We start from the raw sequence: 21,702 nt of genomic DNA, 5'->3' as shown, positions 1-21,702 counted from the left end.
TTTGCTGGCCTCATCGCGGGCTTGCTCACGATGGGGGCTGGCAGGTGCCCGACCGCTTACGTCGGACAAGTCTCCTGACCGTTATTGAGCCCTTGCTTGTAGCTGTGGCTCTGCAGGCTGGCCTTGCCGTTGTGCCAGGTCAGCGTAAGCACGTACAGCGAGTCATAGTCGCTGGATGCCCAGTCATCGGTAATGCGCTGTTCTGAGCCGACGGCTTCCCCCGCGACCTTGTTGATCAGCTCGGGCAGGTAGCCATGGGACCAGGCGGTATAGATGATCGAGTTGTGATACTTGTCGCGAAGCAGTTCATCGGCCAGGTCGCTGGTGTCGTTGGCCGAAAATTCGATGTTCACCGGTAAGCCGAGCTTGATCGCGCTGGGGCTGATGGTCATCAGGGGGCGGATGTAACTGTAGGAATTATCCAGTTCGCCTTCCTCGACATTGCGCGTCGGGTTGGCGGCAAACACGTAATTGGCCTTGCCGAATTTTTCCGGCAGCAAGGTGGCCAGGTCGATGGCGCGATTCAGTCCCCGACAATTGAGCTGACCCAGGCCGCCGGCCGGTTTTTCGGCGTGACGCAAAAACACCAGTGTCTGTGTACCGTCCACCGGTTGGGCGCGGCTTTCACTGGACTCCAGCGACAAAAACAACGCGCTGGCCGCCAACAGAGCGGGCAGGAAGATAAAGGCGCGATGTTTGAAGCGGTTGGTGAGTTTCAAAGGGTTCATCATCGAATTGGTGATCTTCAGCGCATTCGGTTAAGGCTGACAAACCTTGACACCTCAAGCTCCGAGCATAGGGTGTTTTCCATGTCGTTGACCCAGTCTATTTCTAACAGGGGCAATGCTCAGAGTCCGCTGAAGCCCTTTTGGTTCGATTCGAGCTTCGATCCGAGCGAGGTGCCCAGCACTTTAGCGGCAACCTTGTATGGATTGTGGGAAAGGTTATCGACAGGATGTTGCGGATTTATGGACACAGTACACATCTTAGCCCCGTCCCCCTTATGATCTTCACTCCGATTTTCCCGTGGAAGCTCCCGATGACCGATTTGTCCGCATTCCCCATCACTCGAAAATGGCCAGCCCAGTACCCGGAGTGGATTCAGCTCTATTCCTTGCCAACGCCCAATGGCGTCAAGGTTTCGATCATGCTCGAAGAGATCGGGCTGCCCTACGAGCCGCATCGCGTGGGCTTCGACACCCAGGATCAGCTGTCCCCTGAGTTTCTGTCGCTGAACCCCAACAACAAGATCCCGGCGATCCTCGACCCCCACGGCCCGGGCGACCAACCGCTGGCGCTGTTCGAGTCCGGGGCGATTCTGATTTACCTCGCCGACAAGAGCGGGCAACTGCTGGCCCAGGAGTCGGCAGCGCGTTACGAGACCCTTCAGTGGCTGATGTTTCAGATGGGCGGTATCGGGCCGATGTTCGGCCAGCTCGGTTTTTTCAACAAATTCGCCGGCAAGGACTACGAAGACAAGCGTCCGCGTGATCGCTACGTCGACGAAAGCAAGCGCTTGCTCAAGGTCCTCGATGGCCGCTTGCAAGGGCGCGACTGGATCATGGGCGAGCGCTACACCATTGCCGACATCGCGACTTTTCCGTGGGTGCGTAACCTGATCGGCTTCTACGAGGCCGGCGACCTGGTCGGCATCCAGGATTTCCCCAACGTCACCCGCGTGCTGGAGCGTTTCCTGGCAAGACCGGCGGTAATTCGCGGGCTGGAAATCCCTAAGCAATCCCTTTGAATCCCTCATCACCAAGGCAGGCAATGAGCGCGTTCGATTTCAAGCAAGTAGATGTTTTCAGCCCCGTCGCGCTCAAGGGCAACCCGTTGGCGGTTGTGTTCGGCGCAGACAAGCTCAGCGATGAACGCATGGCGGCGTTCGCGAACTGGACCAACCTCAGCGAAACCACGTTCGTGCTCGAACCTCGAGACCCCCGGGCCGACTATCGAGTACGTATCTTCACCACCCTGCAAGAGTTGCCGTTCGCCGGTCATCCGACGCTGGGCACGTGCCATGCCTGGCTCGAGGCTGGCGGGGTGCCCAAGGGTGAGGAGATTATTCAGGAGTGTGGTGTCGGCCTGGTGCGGGTGCGTCGGCAGGGGGCGGAGCTGGCGTTTCTCGCGCCACCGCTGCTCAGGTCCGGCCCGGTGGACGCCGGGCTGGTCGAGCGCGTACGGCAGGGGCTCGGGTTGGCGCCGGAGGCGATTGTGCGCACGCAATGGGTCGACAACGGTGCCGGTTGGCTGGCGGTGATGGTCGAGGACCGCCAGCAGATTCTGGACTTGCAGCCGGATCATGCACAGATGCTCGGCCTCGCCGTCGGTGTCATCGCGCCATGGCACCCCGAGAATGATGGTGCTGACGCGCAGTTCGAAGTACGTGCATTCATTTCCGGCGACGGCATGCCGGAAGACCCGGCCACCGGCAGCCTGAACGCCGGGATCGCTCAATGGTTGCTCAGCGAAGGGCTGGCTCCGGCGTCTTATGTCGTCAGTCAGGGCCTGACCATGGGCCGCGCCGGGCGGATTCGGGTGGAGCAGGTGGGGGATGAGATCTGGATTGGTGGTTCTGTAGTGACGTGTATTACCGGAACGCTGACGATCTAACCTGTGAGAGCAGGCGGTATTCGATGCGGGCGATTGTTGCCGCTGCGGTAACGTTGTCTTGAGCGAACGAGGTTTGTGTCCCGCACCTTGCAGGGCATAAGCTTCGCCCCCTACGAATTTCGTCTCATCCGCCGTTTTTCAGGAAGGTCCATGTCCAGTCAGTTCCCAGAAGCACGTCCACGCCGTCTGCGCCGCAATGCGAGCCTGCGCAGCCTGTTCCAGGAAACCGAGTTCAGCTTGAATGACCTGGTGCTGCCGATTTTCGTCGAGGAAGAAATCGACGATTTCGTGCCGATCAAGAGCATGCCCGGGGTGATGCGCATTCCCGAGTCGAAACTGGCCGGCGAGATCGAGCGTTACGCCCGGGCCGGGATCAAGTCGGTGATGACGTTCGGCGTGTCTCATCATCTGGACAGCAACGGCAGCGACACCTGGAACGATAACGGCCTGGTGTCGCGGATGTCGCGCATCGCCAAGGACGCTGTGCCGGAAATGATCGTGATGTCCGACACCTGTTTTTGCGAGTACACCGACCACGGCCATTGTGGCGTGTTGCATCAGCACGAAGTCGACAACGACCAGACCCTGATCAACCTTGGCAAACAAGCCGTGGCCGCCGCCCGGGCCGGTGCCGATGTGATCGCGCCGTCGGCGGCGATGGACGGGCAGGTCCAGGCGATTCGCCGGGCGCTCGATGCGGCGGGGTTCAGCCAGACCGCAATCATGGCCTACTCGACCAAATTCGCCTCGGCGCTCTATGGTCCATTCCGTGAGGCCGGTGGCAGTGCGCTGAAAGGCGACCGCAAAAGCTATCAGATGAACCCGATGAATCGCCGCGAAGCGGTGCGTGAGTCATTGCTGGACGAACAGGAAGGCGCCGACGCACTGATGGTCAAGCCGGCCGGCGCGTACCTGGACATCATCCGCGACATCCGCGAAGCCTCGCGTCTGCCGTTGTCGGCGTATCAGGTGAGCGGTGAATACGCGATGATCAAATTCGCCGCCCAGGCTGGGGCGATCGATGAAGATCGCGTCGTGCGTGAGAGTCTGGGGGCGATCAAAAGGGCGGGGGCGGATTTGATCTTCACCTACTTCGCAATGGACCTGGCCCTGGCCGGGATCTAACAAATCAAAAGATCTTCAGGTGATATAAGGCCGTATCCCATGATCGCGGAAATACCGTTCGATCACCTTCGGATCGGCGCTGTAATCGGCGATCGCCACATAGGTATCCGGGCGCAGCAGGTAAAACCCGTTGCGCGCCAGTCCCACGGTTTCAAACACCGGTCGCCAGTCGAACACCTGCAACGGCAGGTGATGCGCGCTGCACCAGGCGATCATCTCGTCGCTGGTTTCGCCATACACATGCACCTGCCAGGTCAGGTATTTCAGCGATTCGAAGTTGTCCCCTTCATCGTCGTGGGCCCAGGGCAGGCGATCACCGCCGTGAATATGGCCGGTAACGCCCTCACTCAATGGCATGCCACGATAGTTGAGGGTGGTCTGTGACACCGTGCGAAACAGGAACTCCCGGACCGCCTCGAACGAGATCATTTTCGGGATCAAAAAGGGCGCCACGCGCATGCGCATTACGTCGGCAATTGGCCCATCGGCCGTGACGAAATTGAACACCCGATCAGTGGTAGCCACCAGGCGCTGGGCAAAGGCGATGCGTTCGGTTTCATAACTGTCGAGCAGTTTGGCCGTGGCGCTGCCACTTAACACCGCCGCGAGCTTCCAGGCCAGATTGATCGCGTCGCCAATCCCGGTGTTCATGCCTTGGCCACCCGCCGGGCTGTGGACATGGGCGGCGTCACCCAACAGAAACGCGCGTCCGGTACGAAAGTGATCCGCTACCCGGTGATGCACGCGGTAGGTCGAGAACCAGTTCACCTGATCGATCTGCACCTTTAAATTCTCGATGGCCCGTCTGCTGACGTCTGCAAACTGGAGGGTTTCGGCGCGCTCGGCGCGTTCGTCGCGAACCGTGCCGATCAGTCGGGCGCGACCTTCGCTGGACAGAGGAAAAATGGCGAGAAAGTCGGCTTCGTCGAGGTCCACATGCAATTCACCGTTGAACGTCGGGCCGCGGGCCTGCACATCCGCCACGTAAAAAATCTGCTGGTAGGTGCCCCCCGGAAAATCGGTGTCCAGGGATTTGCGCACGATCGAGCGGGCGCCGTCACAGCCTGCGAGGTAACAGGCCTGACAGGTTTGCTGCTGTCCATCAGGTAAGCGCAGTGTCGCGGTGATGCCATCGCCGGTTTCCTCGAAACTTTGCAATTCGGTGTTGCGCTCCACCGTAATGCCAAAGGTCTCCAGGCGTTCAATCAGCAGTTGTTCATGCTCGTCTTGCGGATAGATTTCCAGGAACGCATAGGGCGTCAAACCCTCGCCGATGGCGCTCAGCGGCAGGTGCGCGACCGGTTCGCCCTTGACCCAGAAATTCGCGGCGCAAACTTTATGGCCGTTCTGCACCACGGCGTCGCTGAGGTCGAGCTGGCGATACAGCTCCAGCGTTCGGGCCTGTACTGCCAACGCGCGTGAGGTAGTACCGGGGGTCGAGGTCTTGTCGATAATCCGCACCCCAATCCCCAGCTTGCTCAGCCACAGTGCCAGGACCAGCCCGGTCGGGCCGGCGCCGATGATCAGCACGTCGCTACGGTTCATGAGCCTGTCCTCCTCGGTGTGTGGATCAAGTATGGTTCAACCGGGGGGCACTCGCAGGCTCGACAGCGGCTACGGAACAGGGAGAGGGCGGGATAGTCATAGCCTGCGCCATGCCATTGATCGTATGGTTAACCCGGCTCAACGGATTTGATGGAGCACCATGCAAGCCAATCGATTGATCATGAGCGTGGCCGCGCTGTTGGTACTGGCCGGTTGCGGCACTCAGCGCCCTCAGGAACCGCCGGCCCGCAAGCCTGCCGAGGTCAAGGCCGAGATCGTCAGCCTGCTGCCGGCCAAAACGGTCGACCGCCAGGGCTGGGCCACGGACATCTACGCGGCGTTTGCCGCGCAAAAAATTGCGCCGACCACGCAAAACCTGTGTTCGGTACTCGCGGTCGCTGAGCAGGAATCGACGTTTCAGGCTGATCCGCCGGTGCCGGGCCTGGGCAAGATCGCCCGGGATGAAATCGACCGCCGCGCCGATAAGGCCCACATTCCCAGCTTGCTGGTCAGCGGTGCCTTGCAGGTGCGTTCACCCAACGGCAAAAGCTACAGCGACCGACTGAATGCCGCGCGCAGCGAAAAAGAGCTCAGCGCGATTTTCGATGACTTCATCGGCATGGTGCCCATGGGCCGGACCTTGTTCGGCGGCTTCAACCCGGTACACACCGGCGGGCCGATGCAGGTCAGCATCGACTTTGCCGAGCAGCAGGCGCGGGATTATCCCTACCCGGTGAACGGCTCGATTCGTCACGAAGTGTTCACCCGTCGCGGTGGCCTGTATTTCGGTATTGCCCACTTGCTCGGTTATCCGGTGAGCTATAAGCAGCCGCTGTATCGCTTCGCCGATTTCAACGCCGGTTGGTACGCCAGCCGCAATGCGGCGTTTCAGAACGCGGTCAGTCGTGCGACGGGTATCCCGCTGGCGCTGGATGGCGACCTGGTGCGCTACGACTCGATCATGCCCGGCACCACGGAACTGGCGGTGCGCACCCTCGGCAAGCAATTGGACATGCGCAACCCGACCATTCGGGATCAATTGGAGGAGGGTAAAAGTCTTCAGTTTGAGGACACCAGGCTCTATCAGCGCGTCTTCGCTTTGGCCGAACAGGCCGAAGGCCGGCCATTACCCCGGGCGGTGTTGCCGGGGATCGTGCTGCAAAGCCCGAAAATCACCCGCAAACTCACCACAGCGTGGTTTGCCAAGCGAGTCGATGAGCGTTATCAGAGCTGTATGAGGCGTGCGGGAGGGTAACCGGGCAAGCTCGCTCCCACAGGGTTCGCGCGCAGTCTTTGGCATCTGCTACAAAGAGAGAGTCGCAGAGGAGATTTAGTCATGTACCAGCTCTATGGGTATCAGAATTCGGGTGCGGCCGCCATCGAAGCCGCGCTGGAACTGTGCGAGGTTCCTTATCGCTTCATCGACGTATCATCGTCCCCGGAGGCGGTGCATGCGCTGGAGAAGCTCAACCCGCTCAAGCAGGTTCCCACTCTGCAACTGCCCGATGGCGGCGTTCTTGCCGAGAGTGCGGCCATCCTGATTCACCTGGGCCTCACGTTCCCGGAGTCGAACCTGTTGCCGGAAAATCCGATCAAGCGCGATCAGGTGATTCATGGCCTGGTGTACATCGTCAGCAATTGTTACAGCGCCATCGGTATCATCGATTACCCCGAGCGCTGGCTGGACGAGGCGGACGAGTTGTCCCGGCAAAACCTCATGGCCGGTGCCCGCCAACGCCTGCATTGGCATTGGGAGGTGTTTGCCGATCAGTTCGCCGGCAAGTTGTACCTGGACGATGGAAAACCGGGCGCGCTGGATATTCTGGCAGCGGTGGTAACGCGGTGGGCGGGTACCCGGGAACACTTGCGCATTGCGCGGCCGGGATTCTTCGCCTGGCTCGAACGCTTCGACCGCCACCCTGCATTGGCACCGGTCTTCTCGCGGCATTGGCCATAGGAACACCACCAAACACATGTTGTGGGGGGCGGGCTTATCTGTGGCGAGGGAGCTCTTGTGGCGAGGGGGCTTGCCCCCGTTGGGTCGCGAAGCGGCCCCAAAAGCTTTGCGACTGCTTCGCAGCCGAACGGGGGCAAGCCCCCTCGCCACAAAAGCCCCCTCGCACAGTGTGCAATCACTCGCCGCGAATGTACTGCTCCAGCTGCCGAATCAGTTCAGCCTGTTCGGCAATGGCTTCCTTGACCAGGTCGCCGATCGACAGCAAACCCATCAGCTCACCGTCCTCCACCACCGGCAAGTGCCGCAGGCGTTTGTCGGACATGATGCCCATGCAGGTTTCGACGGTTTGATGGGTGTCCACGGTGATCACCGGCGACACCATGATGTCGCTGACCGGTGTGCCGACGGAGGAGCGCCCCTTGAGCACCAGTTTGCGCGCATAGTCCCGCTCACTGATGATGCCGACGACCTTGCCATCTTTCAGGACCGGCAACGCGCCGACGTTTTTGGCGGCCATCACCATCAGCGCTTCCAGCACCATTTGATGAGGAGCAATGGTGTGGACTGCCTGATTCTGTTGGGCCTTTAACTTGAGCAACTGGGCGACGGTTTTCATGACGGCTTCTCGGGTGTTGTCGTTGTCCTTGAAGAATCGTAGAGACAGGCTCACAGAGCAAGGTGCAAAGCGGCAGATAACACGCAAATAGCGTCATTCAGTGATTTTTCTTTGTAAACGCCCGCAGCCCTCCCGGGCACCCTGCGCAATTGTGGCGAGGGAGCTTGCTCCCGTTCGGCTGCGTGGCAGTCGCAATCCGATCAACGCGGTGTGCCTGAGAGACCGTGTTGGCAGGTTTGAGGCCCGCTTCGCAGGCCAACGGGGCGGTGCGGCGTTCCGACAAGCCCCCTCGCCACACCGGCAATCACGCGTAGAATCACCACTTGAATCAGATCGTTGAGGTTGCAGTGGTGGATTTACAGCAGGGCTTCGTCCTGACCCGGCATTGGCGCGATACCCCGGCCGGAACCGAAGTCGAATTCTGGCTGGCGACCGATGCCGGTCCCCGGCGCATCCGTCTGCCGCATCAACCGTCGGTCGCGTTCATTCCACAGGCCATGCGCGAGCAAGCCGAAGTGGTGTTGCGCGGCGAAAAGAACGTCGAACTGCGGCCGTTGGCGCTGCTGGACTTCGAGCACCGCCCGGTGCTGGGCCTGTATTGCCAGCAGCACGGCCAGTTGATGCGCCTGGAAACCGCACTGCGCAAATCAGGCGTCGAGGTATTCGAAGCCGACATCCGCCCGCCGGAACGCTACATGATGGAGCGGTTCATCACCGCGCCGGTTTTGTTCGGTGGCACGGCTGGCGCCGACGGCCTGCTGCTCGACGCGCAAATGAAACCCGCCCCCGGCTATCGGCCGAATCTGCGGCTGGTCTCGCTGGACATCGAAACCACCGCGCAGGGCGAGTTGTACTCCATCGCCCTGGAAGGCTGTGGCGAGCGTCAGGTGTACATGCTCGGGCCGCCCAATGGCGATGACAGCGGGGTGGATTTCCAGCTCGAATACTGCGATTCGCGAACCCTGCTGCTGAAAAAACTCAATGAGTGGTTCGCCCGGCACGACCCCGACGCCATCATCGGCTGGAACGTCGTGCAGTTCGACCTGCGGGTACTGCACGAACATGCACGCCGCCTGGCGGTGCCGCTGAAACTGGGGCGTGGCGGCGAAGAAATGCAGTGGCGCGAGCACGGCAGCGGCAATCATTATTTTGCCTCGGCTGCCGGTCGGTTGATCATCGACGGCATCGAGTCACTGCGTTCGGCGACCTGGAGCTTCCCCTCGTTCAGCCTGGAAAACGTCGCGCAAACCCTGTTGGGTGAAGGCAAGTCGATCGACAACCCGTACCAGCGCATGGACGAAATCAACCGCATGTTCGCCGAGGACAAGCCGGCCCTGGCCAAGTACAACCTCAAGGACTGCGAACTGGTGACGCGAATCTTCGCCAAGGCCGAGTTGCTGACCTTCCTGCTGGAGCGCGCCAGCGTCACCGGTTTGCCGGCGGATCGCAGCGGTGGTTCGGTGGCGGCCTTCACTCACCTGTATATGCCGCTGATGCACCGCCAGGGCTTCGTCGCACCGAACCTTGGCAATAAACCACCGCAGGCCAGCCCCGGCGGTTTTGTCATGGACTCGCAACCGGGTTTGTACGAATCGGTGCTGGTGCTCGACTACAAAAGCCTCTATCCGTCGATCATCCGCACCTTCCTGATCGACCCGGTGGGCTTGATCGAAGGGCTCAAACACCCTGACGACAGCGAATCGGTGCCGGGTTTTCGCGGTGCCCGTTTCTCACGGACCAGGCATTGCCTGCCGGCCATTGTCGCCCGGGTCGCCGAAGGCCGCGAAACCGCAAAGCGCGAACACAACGCGCCGCTGTCCCAGGCCCTGAAGATCATCATGAATGCCTTCTATGGCGTCCTCGGCTCCAGCGGTTGCCGCTTCTTCGATACGCGACTGGCCTCATCCATCACCTTGCGCGGGCACGAGATCATGTTGCGTACCCGCCAACTGATCGAAGCTCAGGGCCATGCGGTGATCTATGGCGACACCGACTCGACCTTCGTCTGGCTGCGTCGCCCTCACGGTCAGGTCGAAGCGGCGCAGATCGGCCACGCGCTGGTGGACCACGTCAACCAATGGTGGCGCGAGCATGTGAAGCAGGAGTACGGGTTGGAAAGTGCCCTGGAGTTGCAGTTCGAAACCCACTACAAACGCTTTCTGATGCCGACCATTCGCGGCGCCGAGGAGGGCAGCAAGAAGCGCTATGCCGGGTTGGTCACCCGCGCCGACGGCACCGACGAGATGGTCTACAAAGGCCTGGAAACCGTGCGCACCGACTGGTCGCCGCTGGCCCGGCAATTCCAGCAGGAGCTGTACCTGCGCATCTTCAAACGCAAGCCCTATCAGGATTACGTGCGTGACTATGTGCGCAAGACCCTGGCCGGTGAGTTCGATGAGCGCCTGATCTACCGCAAACGCCTGCGTCGGCCCCTGGATGACTATCAACGCAATGTGCCGCCCCATGTGCGGGCCGCGCGGATCGCCGATGACTACAACGATCAACAGGGGCGGCCACGGCAATATCACAACGGCGGCTGGATCAGCTACGTGATCACGGTCGCCGGCCCCGAGCCGCTGGAAGTGCGCAGCGCGCCGATCGACTACGACCATTACATCACCCGGCAGCTGCAACCGGTGGCGGATGCCATCCTGCCGTTCGTGGATGACGATTTCTCAACGCTGATTGGGGGGCAGCTGGGCCTGTTTTGAGTCCAGCAGCGACAGCGTCCAGTCATCCGGTATGCCGTGAAAGTACTGATCCAGCGCCTGATGGAACAGGCTGCCTTTTGGCGAAACCTGGGCGAACAGTGTCATCGATGAATGAAACTTGAGGTTGTCGGGGTGTCCGAAAATCTTGGTGATCGAACGTTGAGGAACATCCAGCACCAATTGCGTGCAGGTACGCAAGCGCGGCCCCAGCAACGGATGCTTCAGGTACGCCACAGCTTCCTCGCTGGAGTGAATGGCAAAGTAGCGGGACATTTCGCTGTCACCCAACCCGGCAAACTGCGGAAAGATGAACCACATCCAGTGCCGGCGCTTCTGGCCGGCGCGCAGTTCATCCTGAACCCACTCGAACACAGGATCCTGCGCCTGGACGAAGCGTGGCAAATTGAAAGCGTCGAGCTGATCGGTACTTCTCATGCCGATGCCCTCTGATAGAACCGCGATGGCTCAGACCATGGCCAACCGCTGCTTGCGTTGTGGCGCGCGAAACGCTTGGTCCAGCGCCTCCAGATCCCCGACTTCAAGCTGCAATTGTGCCGCTTGCGCGTTGAGCCGCACATGCTCGGGGTGGACCGCTTTGGGGATGGCGATCACCCCGTTCTGACGCAGAATCCATGCCAGCGCTACCTGCGCAGGTGTCGCCTCGTGACGGGCGGCAACCTGCTTGAGCGTCGGGTTGGCCAGCATATGCCCGCCCTGGCCGATTGGACAGTAAGCCATCACCGGCATTTGTCGCTGTTGGCTCCAGGGCAGCAGATCGAATTCGATGCCGCGTTCTTCCAGGTTATACAGCACCTGATTGGTGGCGCAGGCCGGTGAGGCCAGCTCTTCCAGGTCGCCCAGGTCAAAATTGGACACGCCCCAACGGCCGATCTTGCCGTCTTCGCGCAGGCGTTCGAAGGCTTCGACGGTTTCCTCAAGGGGATACTCGCCGCGCCAGTGCAACAGATAAAGATCGATGTAATCGGTATTCAACCGCCGCAGGCTGCGTTCGCAGGCCTGGGGGATGCCTCTGCGGCTGGCGTTGTGAGGGTAGACCTTGCTCACCAGGAAAACCTGGTCGCGCAGGCCTGTGATGGCTTCACCCACCACCTCTTCGGCGCCCCCTTCAGCGTACATCTCTGCGGTGTCGATCAGGGTCATGCCCAACTCGATACCCAGGCGCAGCGCTGCAACTTCCTTGGTGTGTCGGGAGCGTTCCTCTCCCATGTGCCAGGTGCCTTGGCCGATGACCGGCACAGGGCGGCCGGCCAGCTCAAGAGTCCGCATGAATCCTCCTTGTCGAAGTCCGATCGATACTACAGTTGGCAGCAAAATAGCAGGGTGGTTCCGTCGCCATCATGAAAGATCACAGCCTGCGGCAGCTCCTGCGAGGGCGGGGCACACCCGCGATATCACGGGGGTACCCAGCCCCCTGGAGCTGCCGAAAGCTGCGATCTTTTGACCTACCGGGCGGAGAACCTGAACACGGTGGTCTGGGCATAGGTCTTGCCCGGATCCAGCCGCGTGGACGGGAAGCTCGGCTGGTTCGGCGAATCCGGATAATGCTGGGTTTCCAGAGTAAAGGCACCCCAATGCGGGTAAATCTTGCCGGCCTTGCCCTTGACCGAGCCGTCGAGGAAGTTGCTGGTGTAGAACTGTACGCCAGGTTCGGTGGTGTAGAGCTGCAAGCGACGGCCGGATTGCGGATCGCTGACATCGGCGGCGAGTTTGCCCAGGTCGCCCTTGGCGTCCAGCACCCAGTTAAAGTCAAAACCGCCGTGTTTCGGTTCGGCGAATTTCAACTGCGGGTGATCGGCCTTGATGTGTTGACCGATGGCGGTCGGATGAGTGAAGTCCATCGGCGTGCCGGCGACCGGGGCTAGTTCACCGGTGGGGATCAGTTTGCCGGTGACTGGCGTGTAACGGGCGGCGTGCAAGGTCGCCAACTGCTTCAACACATCGCCGTTACCCGCGCCGGCCAGGTTGAAATAGCTGTGGTTGGTCAGGTTCAGCACTGTGGGCTTATCGGTGCTGGCCTTGTAGTCGATGCGCAGCTCATTGTTCTCGGTGAGGCTGTAGGTGACCTCGGTTTTCAGGTTGCCGGGGAAACCCATTTCGCCATCCGAGGACAGGTACGTCAGCGTCACGCCCACCGAATCCTTGCCCTTGCTCGGTTCGGCTTTCCACACCCGCTTGTCGAAACCTTGAGCCCCGCCGTGCAGCGAATTGCTGCCGTCGTTGAGCGGCACTTGAAAGCGCTTGCCATCCAGCTCGAAGGCGCCGTTGGCCAGGCGATTGCCGAAGCGGCCGATGGTCGCGCCGAAAAACGCCGTGCCACTTTGATAACCCTGCACGTCGTCGAAACCGAGCACCACATCGTCGAGCTTGCCGTTTTTATCCGGCACTTTCAGCGACTGGAGAATCCCGCCGTAAGTAATGACCGTGGCCTGCAGGCCGTGGCTGTTGCGCAAAATGTATTGCTCGACGGGCGTGCCGTCATTGGTTTTGCCGAAGGCTTTTTGTTCGCTGGACAAGCCAGTGGCGTGAGCGGGGAGGGTGGCGATCATCAGGGACAGTCCGAGGCCGGAGAGCAGGTGTCGGGATTGAAGCATGGTTGACCTTCCTTTTTGTTGTTTTTAAGAAGTAGTCATACTAATAATCGTGATTTTACGCGATCAAGGAAGGATTTATAGCTCATTCATTAAGCATTGCAATTATAAAGTATGACTAATTTGTGAGTGCTTTCGCGATGGTCAGCGCTTACGGACCACCGGCACTGCACTTTTTCAGCTTTCACGGTTCTATCCTTGGCCAGCCCGCGGCGATCCCCACTGCCGGCCCATGCCCAAGTTCAAGAACCCATGGCTCGAGTTTTACCCCGTTTTACCCTGCACATTCGCCGTCATTGCTTGCTGCTGATTAGCCTGTCGATGCTCCTCGCCAGTGGTTGCAGCCATCAGCCGGGCAACGATGTCATCAGCCAGTTTCGCGATGGCAAACCCCAGGAATTCCTCCAGACCAGCGTCGACCGCATGGCGACCCTGACGATGCGCGACAACCTCGAAAGCCTCTACCTGCTGATGAACAAGCTCTACCTGCGCAACCCGCAGGAGCTGAAAAAATCTGGCTTCCTCGATGTCGGCACCGCAGAAAAGCAGGTGCGCATGGCCATCGAACAACAAGAGCCGCTGCCCACCCTCGGCGGCAAAAAAGACCTCGCGGCGCTGAGCTTCGCCATGAGCCCGGAATTCCTCGGTGACCGGGTCGGCGCATTCATCTACGCGATTGGCAGCATGCTGGTGACGGCCCATGGCAATCGGCTGGAGTTCTACATGACGGATGCGCTCAACCCGACCTTCGTCAGCAATGCCGCGCGCAACATCGAAAAAGCCACTTGGATCTTGAGCCAGCGGCAAAACAGGCAAGGCGAACCTTTGCTGTTCTCCAACGAAATTTCGGAGGAGGGCAGCAACCTGAGTTTTGCCGTGGAGTTCGGCAAAATCGTCGCGCGACTGGACCTGCTGACCCAGATGCTCGACGAGCGCTACCGGCGGATCGGCCTGAACTACGCCCAGAGTCTGCTGTTCCTGAATTTTTTGCCGGTGCAGTGAGATGTCGGATAAAGCGCAATTCTTGTGGGGTTGGTATTGAGGGGAAAGTCGCTGTTTCAAATCGGTGAATTGGCATAACGATAGACCGCATCGATATATGTGGTTATAAGAAAAATCGCTATGCTGCTGACCGGTTTGTTTCCTGCGAATTTCTGGGCGTATTAATGGATTTCGGTAATTTCGGGTTGGTCGTGGCGGGTCTGGTGGTCGGCTTTATTGTCGGCATGACCGGTGTTGGGGGCGGTTCATTGATGACGCCGATCCTGCTGTGGTTCGGCGTTAACCCGGCCACGGCGGTGGGCACGGATTTGCTGTACGCGGCCATTACCAAATCCAGTGGTGTACTGGTTCATCGCAAGAACAAGAACATCGACTGGGCGATCACCGGTTGGCTGACCCTCGGCAGTGTGCCGGCGGTAGCCCTGACGCTGTGGTTCCTGAGCACTTTGCAAACCTCGCCCGAGGCGATGAACGCCGTCATCAAACAGGCGCTGGGCTTCGTATTGTTCGCCACGGCGCTGGCGATTTTCTTCAAGAAGCGCTTGCTCGATTTCGCTCACAAACGGGCGGGCGGTCAATACAACCCCAGCGGTTCCCGGTTGAATGCACTGACCGTGGTCACCGGTCTGGTCCTCGGCACCATGGTGGCCCTGACCTCCATCGGCGCTGGCGCCCTGGGCACCGTTGCGCTGTTCATCCTGTATCCGCTGCTGCCCACTCGTCGCCTGGTCGGCACCGAAATCGCCCACGCGGTGCCCCTGACCCTGGTCGCCGGCCTTGGCCACGCAAGCATGGGCAACATGGATTGGCACGTCCTGGGCTTCTTGCTGGTCGGTTCGTTGCCTGGGATTTACCTGGGCAGCCATTTGACCGGGCGCATCTCCGATGAACTGCTGCGTCCGTGCCTGGCGACGATGCTGGTGCTGATCGGCTATAAACTGGCGTTCTGATCCGATACCGCTTCCCGAGTAAAAATCTCCAGCAGATGCCCGTCCGGGTCATCGAAATACACCCGCCGGCCACCGGCGTAATCGTTGATCTCGTTGGGCCGCTGCTTACCGGGGTCGGCCCACCACGGCTGCTTGATCGCCTGCAGGTGAGCGAAGGCCGCATCGAAGTCGTCGTCACCAATCAGGAACGCATAGTGCTGGGACGCGATGGGCGGGTCGTTGTTGTAGAAATCCAGCGACACTCCGTTATCGAACTTGACCACCAGCATCGGCCCGAACGGCTCGGGATCAGGCAGGCCGAGGAGGTCGGTCAGGTAGCGCGCCGAAACCTGTTTGTCACGGCACCAAACGATGGTGTGGTTCAGCTGAGCGCTCATGGATAAACCCTCACGATGAATCAGCTATGAGATTAGCTCAGGCTGTTGCGCAATGACCGCCCTGACCTAAGCTTGGGCAAGGCGAACACAATCGCGGTGCATCGCCCGGAACGATCACCGCGATGCGCAATCATTAGAGCGTGGATATCAAAAGGAGATGCGCATGCTCATCAGGTCTTTGACCCTGGCTACCCTGTTGGCTTTCGTCGGTCCTTCATTCGCCGCCGATGACGATTCCCCTCTGGTTAAAGACGTGGGCCGGGCTCGACCCCTGATTGTCATCGCGCCCAGTTCGGTGGACCCGGTTTGGCTCAACCTGAAAAAATCACTGGACGACTCTGCCAACCGCAAGGGCTTCACCGATCGAACCATGGTGCTGTACACCGTGATCAATACGATGGGCCAACGGGATGGCAAAGACCTCGACCCGCAATCGACGATGGCGTTGATCCGCTCGCTCAAGCTGGGCGCCGGGGCGAAGAGCAAAATCATCCTGATCGGCAAGGATGGCGAAAAGAAGCTTGAGCAGTCGGATGCGGTCGAGTTGAAAGAGATATTCAACACCGTCGACCAGTTGCCGACGGCCGAGAAGGAAGCAACAGTACCGGTGCCAGCGCCGGTGGCTGAAGTCGCACCGGCCAAAGGTGCTAAAGGCACCAAAGGCAAACCGGCGAAGCCTGCCAAGCCGGCTGAGCAGCCGGATGATTGAATTGAGTTGAGTAGTGGTGAGAAGGCTTACCCCAATGGGCGACCCCAACAGGTCGCCCATTTTTCTGCCAACGGAAATCTGAAACTTGGTGACCCATTGTGGTGAGGTAACCCTGTGGCGAGGGGGCTTGCCCCCGTTCGGCTGCGCAGCAGTCGTAAACCCTGCATCCCAGGCCTATCTGATGTACCGCGGTGACTGGTTCGGGGCCGCTGCGCAGCCCAACGGGGCGGTGCGGCGTTCCGACAAGCCCCCTCGCCACAAGTGAGTGGCTGCCGGGTTACTGGGATCAATCGGCCAGCGCACTCAATATGTTGTGAGCGATTTTGATCCGCTCCGGGTTCGGGTAGTTTTTGTTGGCCAGGATCACGATGCCGATGTCCTTCGCCGGGATAAAAGCGACGTAGGCGCCAAAGCCGCCGGTTGAGCCGGTTTTGTTGATCAGCACGGTGTCGCGTTGAGGTTGTGGCGGGGTCAGCCACCGGACTTCATGGGCCTCAAATGCCATCTGCGACGAGTTGCCGGCCAGTAGGGTGTCGAGCGTCACCGGGTAGTTGTAGAGCTCCCATCCCAACCCTTGAGTCATCTCGCCAACCCGGTAATAACCGGTGTGAGTGCTGGCGATGGCTTGCTGCAAAGGCTTTTCCAGCGACGCGGGATTCATGTTCGCCTCGACATAGCGAAGCAGGTCCGCTGCGCTGGTTTTCACGCCGTACGCTTCGGAATCCAGCGCACCCGGCTCGACCCGCACAGGTTTGTCGTCCTTGCTGTAACCCTGGGCGTAAAGCCCCATCTGATCCTGCGGCACCTTGAGGTAGCTGTGCTTGAGGCCGAGTTTCGGCAACAAGGTTTTTGCCATCAGCTCATCGAACGGCACCCCCATGCTTTGGGCCGCCAGATAGCCGAACAACCCAAGGCTGGGGTTTGAATACTGGCGATGAGTGCCGGCGGCGTAGGTGGGTTTCCACTGCTTGAAATAGCCGAGCATCTTCTCCTGACGGTCTGCCTCGCTGGGGAATTGCAGGGGCAGACCGCCGGCGGTGTAGGTGCCGAGTTGCAGCACGCTGATGTTATCGAACGCGCTGCCGCGCAAGGCCGGGAGTACCTGGCTGGCGTTGTCCGACAAGGACAGTTTGCCGCTCGCCTGGGCATAGGCGGCGAGGGTGGCAGTGAAGGTTTTGCTCACCGAACCGATCTCGAACAGGGTGTTTTCGGTGACGGCTTTACCGTTTTCTTTCGAGGCCACGCCGTAGTTAAAGTAATGCGGCTGACCATGGACGGTGATTGCGACCGCGAGGCCGGGGATCTTCTGTTGCTGCATCACCGGTTCGACGGCGGCTTTAACGATGGTTTCGATGCGCTCGTCAGCAAAGCTGTGGCTGGCACCGAGGAAAAGTGCGAAAGCACTATAGGATATGAGTTTCTTCTGATTTTTTTTACGCATGATTGAGACGCTGTCCATGATTGTTCGTGGTGTTAACCGCTACACTCCGAGCGGTCTTTCAAGGCGGTCCGCTGTTGGGCGAGCCAAATCTAGGCAGTTTGGCGAAGACCGGCAAACGACGATATTTCGGATGAGCCATTAGAAAATTTTGGGGGCTGGCATGATTCGACCTCATTTGCCGCTGAATGCGCTGCGTGCTTTCGAGGCTTCGGCGCGCCATTTGAGTTTCACCCGGGCGGCCGTGGAGTTGTGCGTCACGCAGGCGGCGGTGAGCCATCAGGTCAAAAGTCTTGAAGCCCAGCTTAACGTGACTTTGTTCAAACGCCTGCCCCGCGGCCTGATGCTGACCAGCGAAGGTGAAACCCTGCTGCCGGTATTGCGCGAATCCTTCGACCGGATTGCCGAAACCCTGGAGCGTTTCGAGGGTGGGCATTTTCGTGAAGTGTTGACGGTGGGCGCCGTGGGGACGTTCGCGGTCGGTTGGCTGTTGCCGCGATTGGCGGATTTTCAGAAGAAACATCCGTACATAGATTTGCGCCTGTCGACCAATAACAACCGGGTGGATGTGGCCGCTGAAGGCCTGGATTACGCCATCCGCTTTGGCGCGGGGGCGTGGCATGGGATTGAAGCGGTGCGGTTGATCGAGGCACCACTGTCGGTGCTCTGTGTGCCGGAGATCGCCCGGCAATTGCAGGCGCCAGAGGATCTGTTGCAGCAAACGCTGTTGCGCTCCTATCGCACGGATGAGTGGCCGGAGTGGTTTCAGGCGACCGGTCTTTCGGCCCATGCCGTGCTGCCCCGGAGCATCGTCTTCGATTCCTCGCTGGCGATGATGGAGGCTGCGTTGCAAGGTGCAGGTGTGGCATTGGCGCCACCGCTGATGTTTGCCCGGCAACTGGCGGCGGGCGCAATCGAGCAACCGTTCGCCATCGGGATCACCACCGGCAGCTACTGGCTGACCCGCTTGCAGTCGCGCCCCGAAACGTCGGCGATGGCGGCGTTCCGGGGCTGGCTGCTGCAAGCAGCCCAGATGAAATAGTGTGAGCACCACTCCTTGTGGGAGTGGTGTTTCCAGAGGTTTAGCGCACCAGGCACGGCCGCTTGTTATCGAACTTCCATCCCGGAATCAGAAACTGCATCGCCACGCTGTCATCCCGCGCGCCGAGCCCCATGCCTTTGTACAGCTCATGGGCCTTGGCCAGTTGATCCATGTCCAGCTCAACCCCCAGACCAGGTTTTTTCGGTACTTGCACGCAGCCGTCGACGATTTGCAGCGGCGCTTTGGTCAGGCGCTGGCCGTCCTGCCAGATCCAGTGGGTGTCGATGGCCGTGATCTCGCCCGGCGCGGCGGCCGCGACGTGGGTGAACATGGCCAGGGAAATATCGAAGTGGTTGTTGGAGTGCGAGCCCCAGGTCAGGCCCCATTCGTGGCACATCTGTGCGACTCGCACCGAACCCTGCATGGTCCAGAAGTGCGGGTCGGCCAACGGAATGTCCACCGACTGCAACTGGATCGCGTGGCCCATTTCCCGCCAATCGGTGGCGATCATGTTGGTCGCGGTTTTCAGGCCCGTGGCACGACGAAACTCAGCCATGACTTCACGGCCCGAGTAACCATTTTCCGCCCCGCACGGGTCTTCGGCATAAGCCAGAACATGATGCTGATCCCGGCACAGGCGGATCGCTTCCTTGAGCGACCAGGCGCCATTCGGATCGAGGGTAATGCGCGCATCTGGAAAGCGCTCGGCGAGGGCGGTGACCGCTTCGATTTCCTCGTCGCCGCTCAACACGCCGCCCTTGAGTTTGAAGTCCTTGAAGCCATAGCGGGCGTGAGCGGCGACCGCCAGGCGCACCACGGCGTCGGCGCTCATGGCTTTTTCGTGACGGACGCGGAACCAGTCATTGTCGGCGCCCGGTTCATCGCGATAAGCCAGATCGGTTTCGTTGCGATCACCGACGTAAAACAGGTAGCCGAGCATCTTCACTTCATCACGCTGCTGGCCTTCGCCGAGCAAAGCGGCGACCGGCACGTCCAGGTGCTGGCCAAGCAAGTCCAGCAGGGCCGCTTCCAGGCCGGTGACCGCGTGAATGGTGATGCGCAGGTCGAATGTCTGTAAACCGCGACCACCGGCATCACGATCGGCGAAGGTCTGGCGCACTTGATTGAGGATCTTCTGGTACGTGCCGATCGGGCTGCCGACCACCAATGAACGCGCGTCTTCCAGAGTCTGGCGAATGCGCTCGCCACCGGGTACTTCGCCGACGCCGGTGTGACCGGCGTTGTCCTTGAGGATCACGATATTTCGGGTGAAGAACGGGCCGTGGGCGCCGCTCAGATTGAGCAGCATGCCATCGTGGCCAGCCACCGGCACAACCTGCATGCTGGTGATGATCGGGGCTTTTGCGGCTTCTTGTGGGTTCATTTTTTTGTCCTTTAAACCAATGTTCAAGCGTGATTCGGCGCTGGTTTGCCCAGTGCAACGGCCGGTGCGGGTTTCGGTTTATTGCGCGCGGCGAAGACGATTATCGCGGCGATGATCGAGGTGGCGGCCAGGCCGTAGAGCCCGCCCTGGATTGAACCGGTGTGTTCTTCCAGCAAACCGAAGGTGGTCGGCGCCACGAAGCCGCCGAGGTTGCCCACCGAGTTGATCAGCGCAATCACGCCGGCAGCGATCCGCGCATCCAGGTACGCCTGGGGAATCGGCCAGAACAGCGACGAAGCCGATTTGAAACCCAATGCGGCGAAGCAGATTGCAACGAAGGCGAAGATCGGCCCACCGGTGGTGGACATGAACATCCCCGCCGCAGCGATCAGCAGGGCAGTGGCGACCCAGGCTTGCTGGTGCTTCCATTTGCCCGACAGCGAGGCAAAGGCGTACATGCCGACGATCGACAGCAACCACGGAATCGAGTTGAACAAGCCGACCTGGATGTCGCTCAGGTCGCCCATTTTCTTGATGATGCTCGGCAGCCAGAAAGTCGCGGCATAGATGGTCAATTGAATGAAGAAGTAGATCAGGCAGAACAGGATGATCTGGCGGTCCTTGAGCAGTGTGCCCAACGACGGTTTGATCGGCGTTGCGGCTTCGCGGGCCAGTTGTTCGTCATCGATGGCTTTGACCAGTGCGTTCTGTTCGGCCAGGGTCAGCCATTTGGCGTCGTGGGGTTTGGAGTCCAGCCAGCACCAGACGAACACGCACAACCCGACCGAGAACATGCCCTCGATGAAGTACATCCACTGCCAGCCGTGCATGCCCAAACCGTTGATTTGCAGCAGTAGCCCCGACAGCGGGCCGGAGATCAGCGAAGCAATCGCCGAACCGCTGAGGAAGATCGCAATCGCCTTGCCACGCTCCACGCCAGGCAACCAGCGGGTGAAGTAATAAATTACCCCGGGAAAGAACCCGGCTTCCGCCACGCCGAGCAGAAAACGCAGAATGTAGAAGTGGGTTTCGTTCTGGATGAACGCCATGCAAGCGGCCACCAGGCCCCAGGTCAGCATGATGCGGGTCAGCCAGATTCGCGCGCCGACTTTTTGCAGGAGGATGTTGGAGGGCACTTCGAACAGCGCGTAACCGATGAAGAACAGACCGGCACCGAGGCCGTAGGCGGCGGCGCCAATCCCTAAGTCATGTTCCATGTGGGCGCGGACGAAGCCGATGTTCACACGGTCGATGTAGTTGACGATGAACATGATCACGAACAGCGGCAGGACGTGGCGTTTCACTTTTGAGATGGCGGACTTCAGGACCGAATCGGCGCCATCGTTCATCCCGGGTATGGATGTATTCACTTGTTTTTCTCCCACTCGTTATTTTTATGCGGGGTGTGGCTGGGTGTAGCGTTGTTGATAGACATCATACAACTGGCTTTTTTGATTCGACAAGCACTGTTGTCCAATAAAATGGCTATTTGTCGGGTGGTTTCTATGCTTTTTTGGGTCGGGTGTGGGGTTGTGATGGTGTTCGAGTGGTCAATTTGTTGAGTGTTGTCATACAAGCTTGAGGCTGTTTTCTGGGGATTCCAATCGATTCCGGTGCTACGATC

General features: G+C 59.9%; 20 protein-coding genes. 10 read left to right on the top strand and 10 right to left on the bottom strand.

Annotation, left to right across the window (positions count from 1 at the left end):
- Positions 1-56: 56 nt before the first annotated feature.
- Positions 57-731, bottom strand: a complete 675-nt coding sequence (locus JUI81_RS09135) for a histidine phosphatase family protein (RefSeq protein ID WP_204124132.1) — start codon at positions 729-731, stop codon at positions 57-59.
- Positions 732-1,039: 308 nt separating this feature from the next.
- On the opposite strand from JUI81_RS09135, the gene JUI81_RS09130 reads away from it, so the two are divergent.
- From JUI81_RS09130 to hemB, 3 genes are all read left to right on the top strand, one after another.
- Positions 1,040-1,747, top strand: coding sequence for a glutathione binding-like protein (locus JUI81_RS09130; RefSeq protein ID WP_018925387.1), 708 nt, complete (start codon positions 1,040-1,042; stop codon positions 1,745-1,747).
- 23 nt (positions 1,748-1,770) lie between these two features.
- Entirely contained in the window at positions 1,771-2,613 is an 843-nt protein-coding gene (locus JUI81_RS09125) for a PhzF family phenazine biosynthesis protein (protein ID WP_096479862.1), read from the top strand.
- A 150-nt stretch (positions 2,614-2,763) separates the two neighbouring features.
- Entirely contained in the window at positions 2,764-3,738 is a 975-nt protein-coding gene (hemB, locus tag JUI81_RS09120; protein WP_019579978.1) for a porphobilinogen synthase, read from the top strand.
- 15 nt (positions 3,739-3,753) lie between these two features.
- Here hemB and JUI81_RS09115 read toward each other — a convergent pair whose 3' ends face one another.
- Positions 3,754-5,283 (bottom strand): FAD-dependent monooxygenase, encoded by a 1,530-nt coding sequence (locus JUI81_RS09115; RefSeq protein WP_028941204.1) that lies wholly within the window; start codon positions 5,281-5,283, stop codon positions 3,754-3,756.
- Between the two features lie 160 nt (positions 5,284-5,443).
- Here JUI81_RS09115 and JUI81_RS09110 point away from each other — a divergent pair, with 160 nt between their 5' ends.
- Both JUI81_RS09110 and JUI81_RS09105 read left to right on the top strand, forming a co-directional pair.
- Positions 5,444-6,538, top strand: coding sequence for a DUF1615 domain-containing protein (locus JUI81_RS09110; protein WP_204124131.1), 1,095 nt, complete (start codon positions 5,444-5,446; stop codon positions 6,536-6,538).
- Positions 6,539-6,619: 81 nt separating this feature from the next.
- Positions 6,620-7,240, top strand: a complete 621-nt coding sequence (locus tag JUI81_RS09105) for a glutathione S-transferase N-terminal domain-containing protein (protein ID WP_019579981.1) — start codon at positions 6,620-6,622, stop codon at positions 7,238-7,240.
- Positions 7,241-7,415: 175 nt separating this feature from the next.
- Here JUI81_RS09105 and JUI81_RS09100 read toward each other — a convergent pair whose 3' ends face one another.
- On the bottom strand, positions 7,416-7,856 hold the full coding sequence (locus JUI81_RS09100) for a CBS domain-containing protein (RefSeq protein WP_007939416.1): 441 nt from the start codon (positions 7,854-7,856) through the stop codon (positions 7,416-7,418).
- A gap of 350 nt (positions 7,857-8,206) precedes the next feature.
- On the opposite strand from JUI81_RS09100, the gene JUI81_RS09095 reads away from it, so the two are divergent.
- Positions 8,207-10,567, top strand: a complete 2,361-nt coding sequence (locus JUI81_RS09095) for a DNA polymerase II (RefSeq protein ID WP_204124155.1) — start codon at positions 8,207-8,209, stop codon at positions 10,565-10,567.
- Here the strand turns inward: JUI81_RS09095 and JUI81_RS09090 are convergent.
- The 3 genes from JUI81_RS09090 to JUI81_RS09080 form a co-directional block, all read right to left on the bottom strand.
- Complete coding sequence (locus JUI81_RS09090) at positions 10,532-11,002, bottom strand: DUF1810 domain-containing protein (RefSeq protein WP_028941206.1); 471 nt, start codon at positions 11,000-11,002, stop codon at positions 10,532-10,534. The genes JUI81_RS09095 and JUI81_RS09090 overlap by 36 nt on opposite strands.
- Positions 11,003-11,032: 30 nt before the next feature.
- On the bottom strand, positions 11,033-11,854 hold the full coding sequence (locus JUI81_RS09085; protein ID WP_019579985.1) for an aldo/keto reductase: 822 nt from the start codon (positions 11,852-11,854) through the stop codon (positions 11,033-11,035).
- Between the two features lie 176 nt (positions 11,855-12,030).
- Positions 12,031-13,179 carry an aldose epimerase family protein gene (locus JUI81_RS09080; RefSeq protein ID WP_204124130.1) on the bottom strand — a complete coding sequence of 383 codons (1,149 nt, stop codon included), beginning with the start codon at positions 13,177-13,179 and terminating at the stop codon, positions 12,031-12,033.
- Between the two features lie 249 nt (positions 13,180-13,428).
- Between JUI81_RS09080 and JUI81_RS09075 the strand changes: the two genes are divergently transcribed.
- On the top strand, positions 13,429-14,178 hold the full coding sequence (locus JUI81_RS09075; protein ID WP_026345722.1) for a hypothetical protein: 750 nt from the start codon (positions 13,429-13,431) through the stop codon (positions 14,176-14,178).
- 164 nt (positions 14,179-14,342) lie between these two features.
- Positions 14,343-15,128, top strand: coding sequence for a sulfite exporter TauE/SafE family protein (locus tag JUI81_RS09070; RefSeq protein ID WP_019579988.1), 786 nt, complete (start codon positions 14,343-14,345; stop codon positions 15,126-15,128).
- On the opposite strand, the gene JUI81_RS09065 is transcribed toward JUI81_RS09070, so the two are convergent.
- The gene (locus JUI81_RS09065; protein WP_204124129.1) at positions 15,110-15,505 is read right to left on the bottom strand and encodes a VOC family protein; all 396 of its coding nucleotides are present in this window, start codon (positions 15,503-15,505) and stop codon (positions 15,110-15,112) included. The two genes, JUI81_RS09070 and JUI81_RS09065, sit on opposite strands and share 19 nt — an antisense overlap.
- Before the next feature lie 163 nt (positions 15,506-15,668).
- Between JUI81_RS09065 and JUI81_RS09060 the strand changes: the two genes are divergently transcribed.
- Positions 15,669-16,214, top strand: a complete 546-nt coding sequence (locus JUI81_RS09060) for a DUF4174 domain-containing protein (RefSeq protein ID WP_204124128.1) — start codon at positions 15,669-15,671, stop codon at positions 16,212-16,214.
- A 286-nt stretch (positions 16,215-16,500) separates the two neighbouring features.
- On the opposite strand, the gene ampC is transcribed toward JUI81_RS09060, so the two are convergent.
- Entirely contained in the window at positions 16,501-17,655 is a 1,155-nt protein-coding gene (gene ampC, locus JUI81_RS09055; protein ID WP_308442595.1) for a class C beta-lactamase, read from the bottom strand.
- 160 nt (positions 17,656-17,815) lie between these two features.
- Between ampC and JUI81_RS09050 the strand changes: the two genes are divergently transcribed.
- Entirely contained in the window at positions 17,816-18,694 is an 879-nt protein-coding gene (locus JUI81_RS09050; protein WP_019579991.1) for a LysR family transcriptional regulator, read from the top strand.
- A 40-nt stretch (positions 18,695-18,734) separates the two neighbouring features.
- On the opposite strand, the gene gudD is transcribed toward JUI81_RS09050, so the two are convergent.
- Both gudD and JUI81_RS09040 read right to left on the bottom strand, forming a co-directional pair.
- The gene (gudD, locus tag JUI81_RS09045; RefSeq protein WP_019579992.1) at positions 18,735-20,078 is read right to left on the bottom strand and encodes a glucarate dehydratase; all 1,344 of its coding nucleotides are present in this window, start codon (positions 20,076-20,078) and stop codon (positions 18,735-18,737) included.
- Between the two features lie 23 nt (positions 20,079-20,101).
- A complete protein-coding gene (locus JUI81_RS09040; RefSeq protein ID WP_096479868.1) occupies positions 20,102-21,448 on the bottom strand; it encodes an MFS transporter in 1,347 nt (448 codons plus the stop codon).
- Between the last annotated feature and the right edge of the window lie 254 nt (positions 21,449-21,702).

Origin of the sequence: Pseudomonas sp. 008 (assembly GCF_016861935.1) — a bacterium.
In the GTDB taxonomy this organism is placed as follows: Bacteria; Pseudomonadota; Gammaproteobacteria; order Pseudomonadales; family Pseudomonadaceae; genus Aquipseudomonas.
This window is presented reverse-complemented; position numbering and strand designations above follow the sequence as displayed.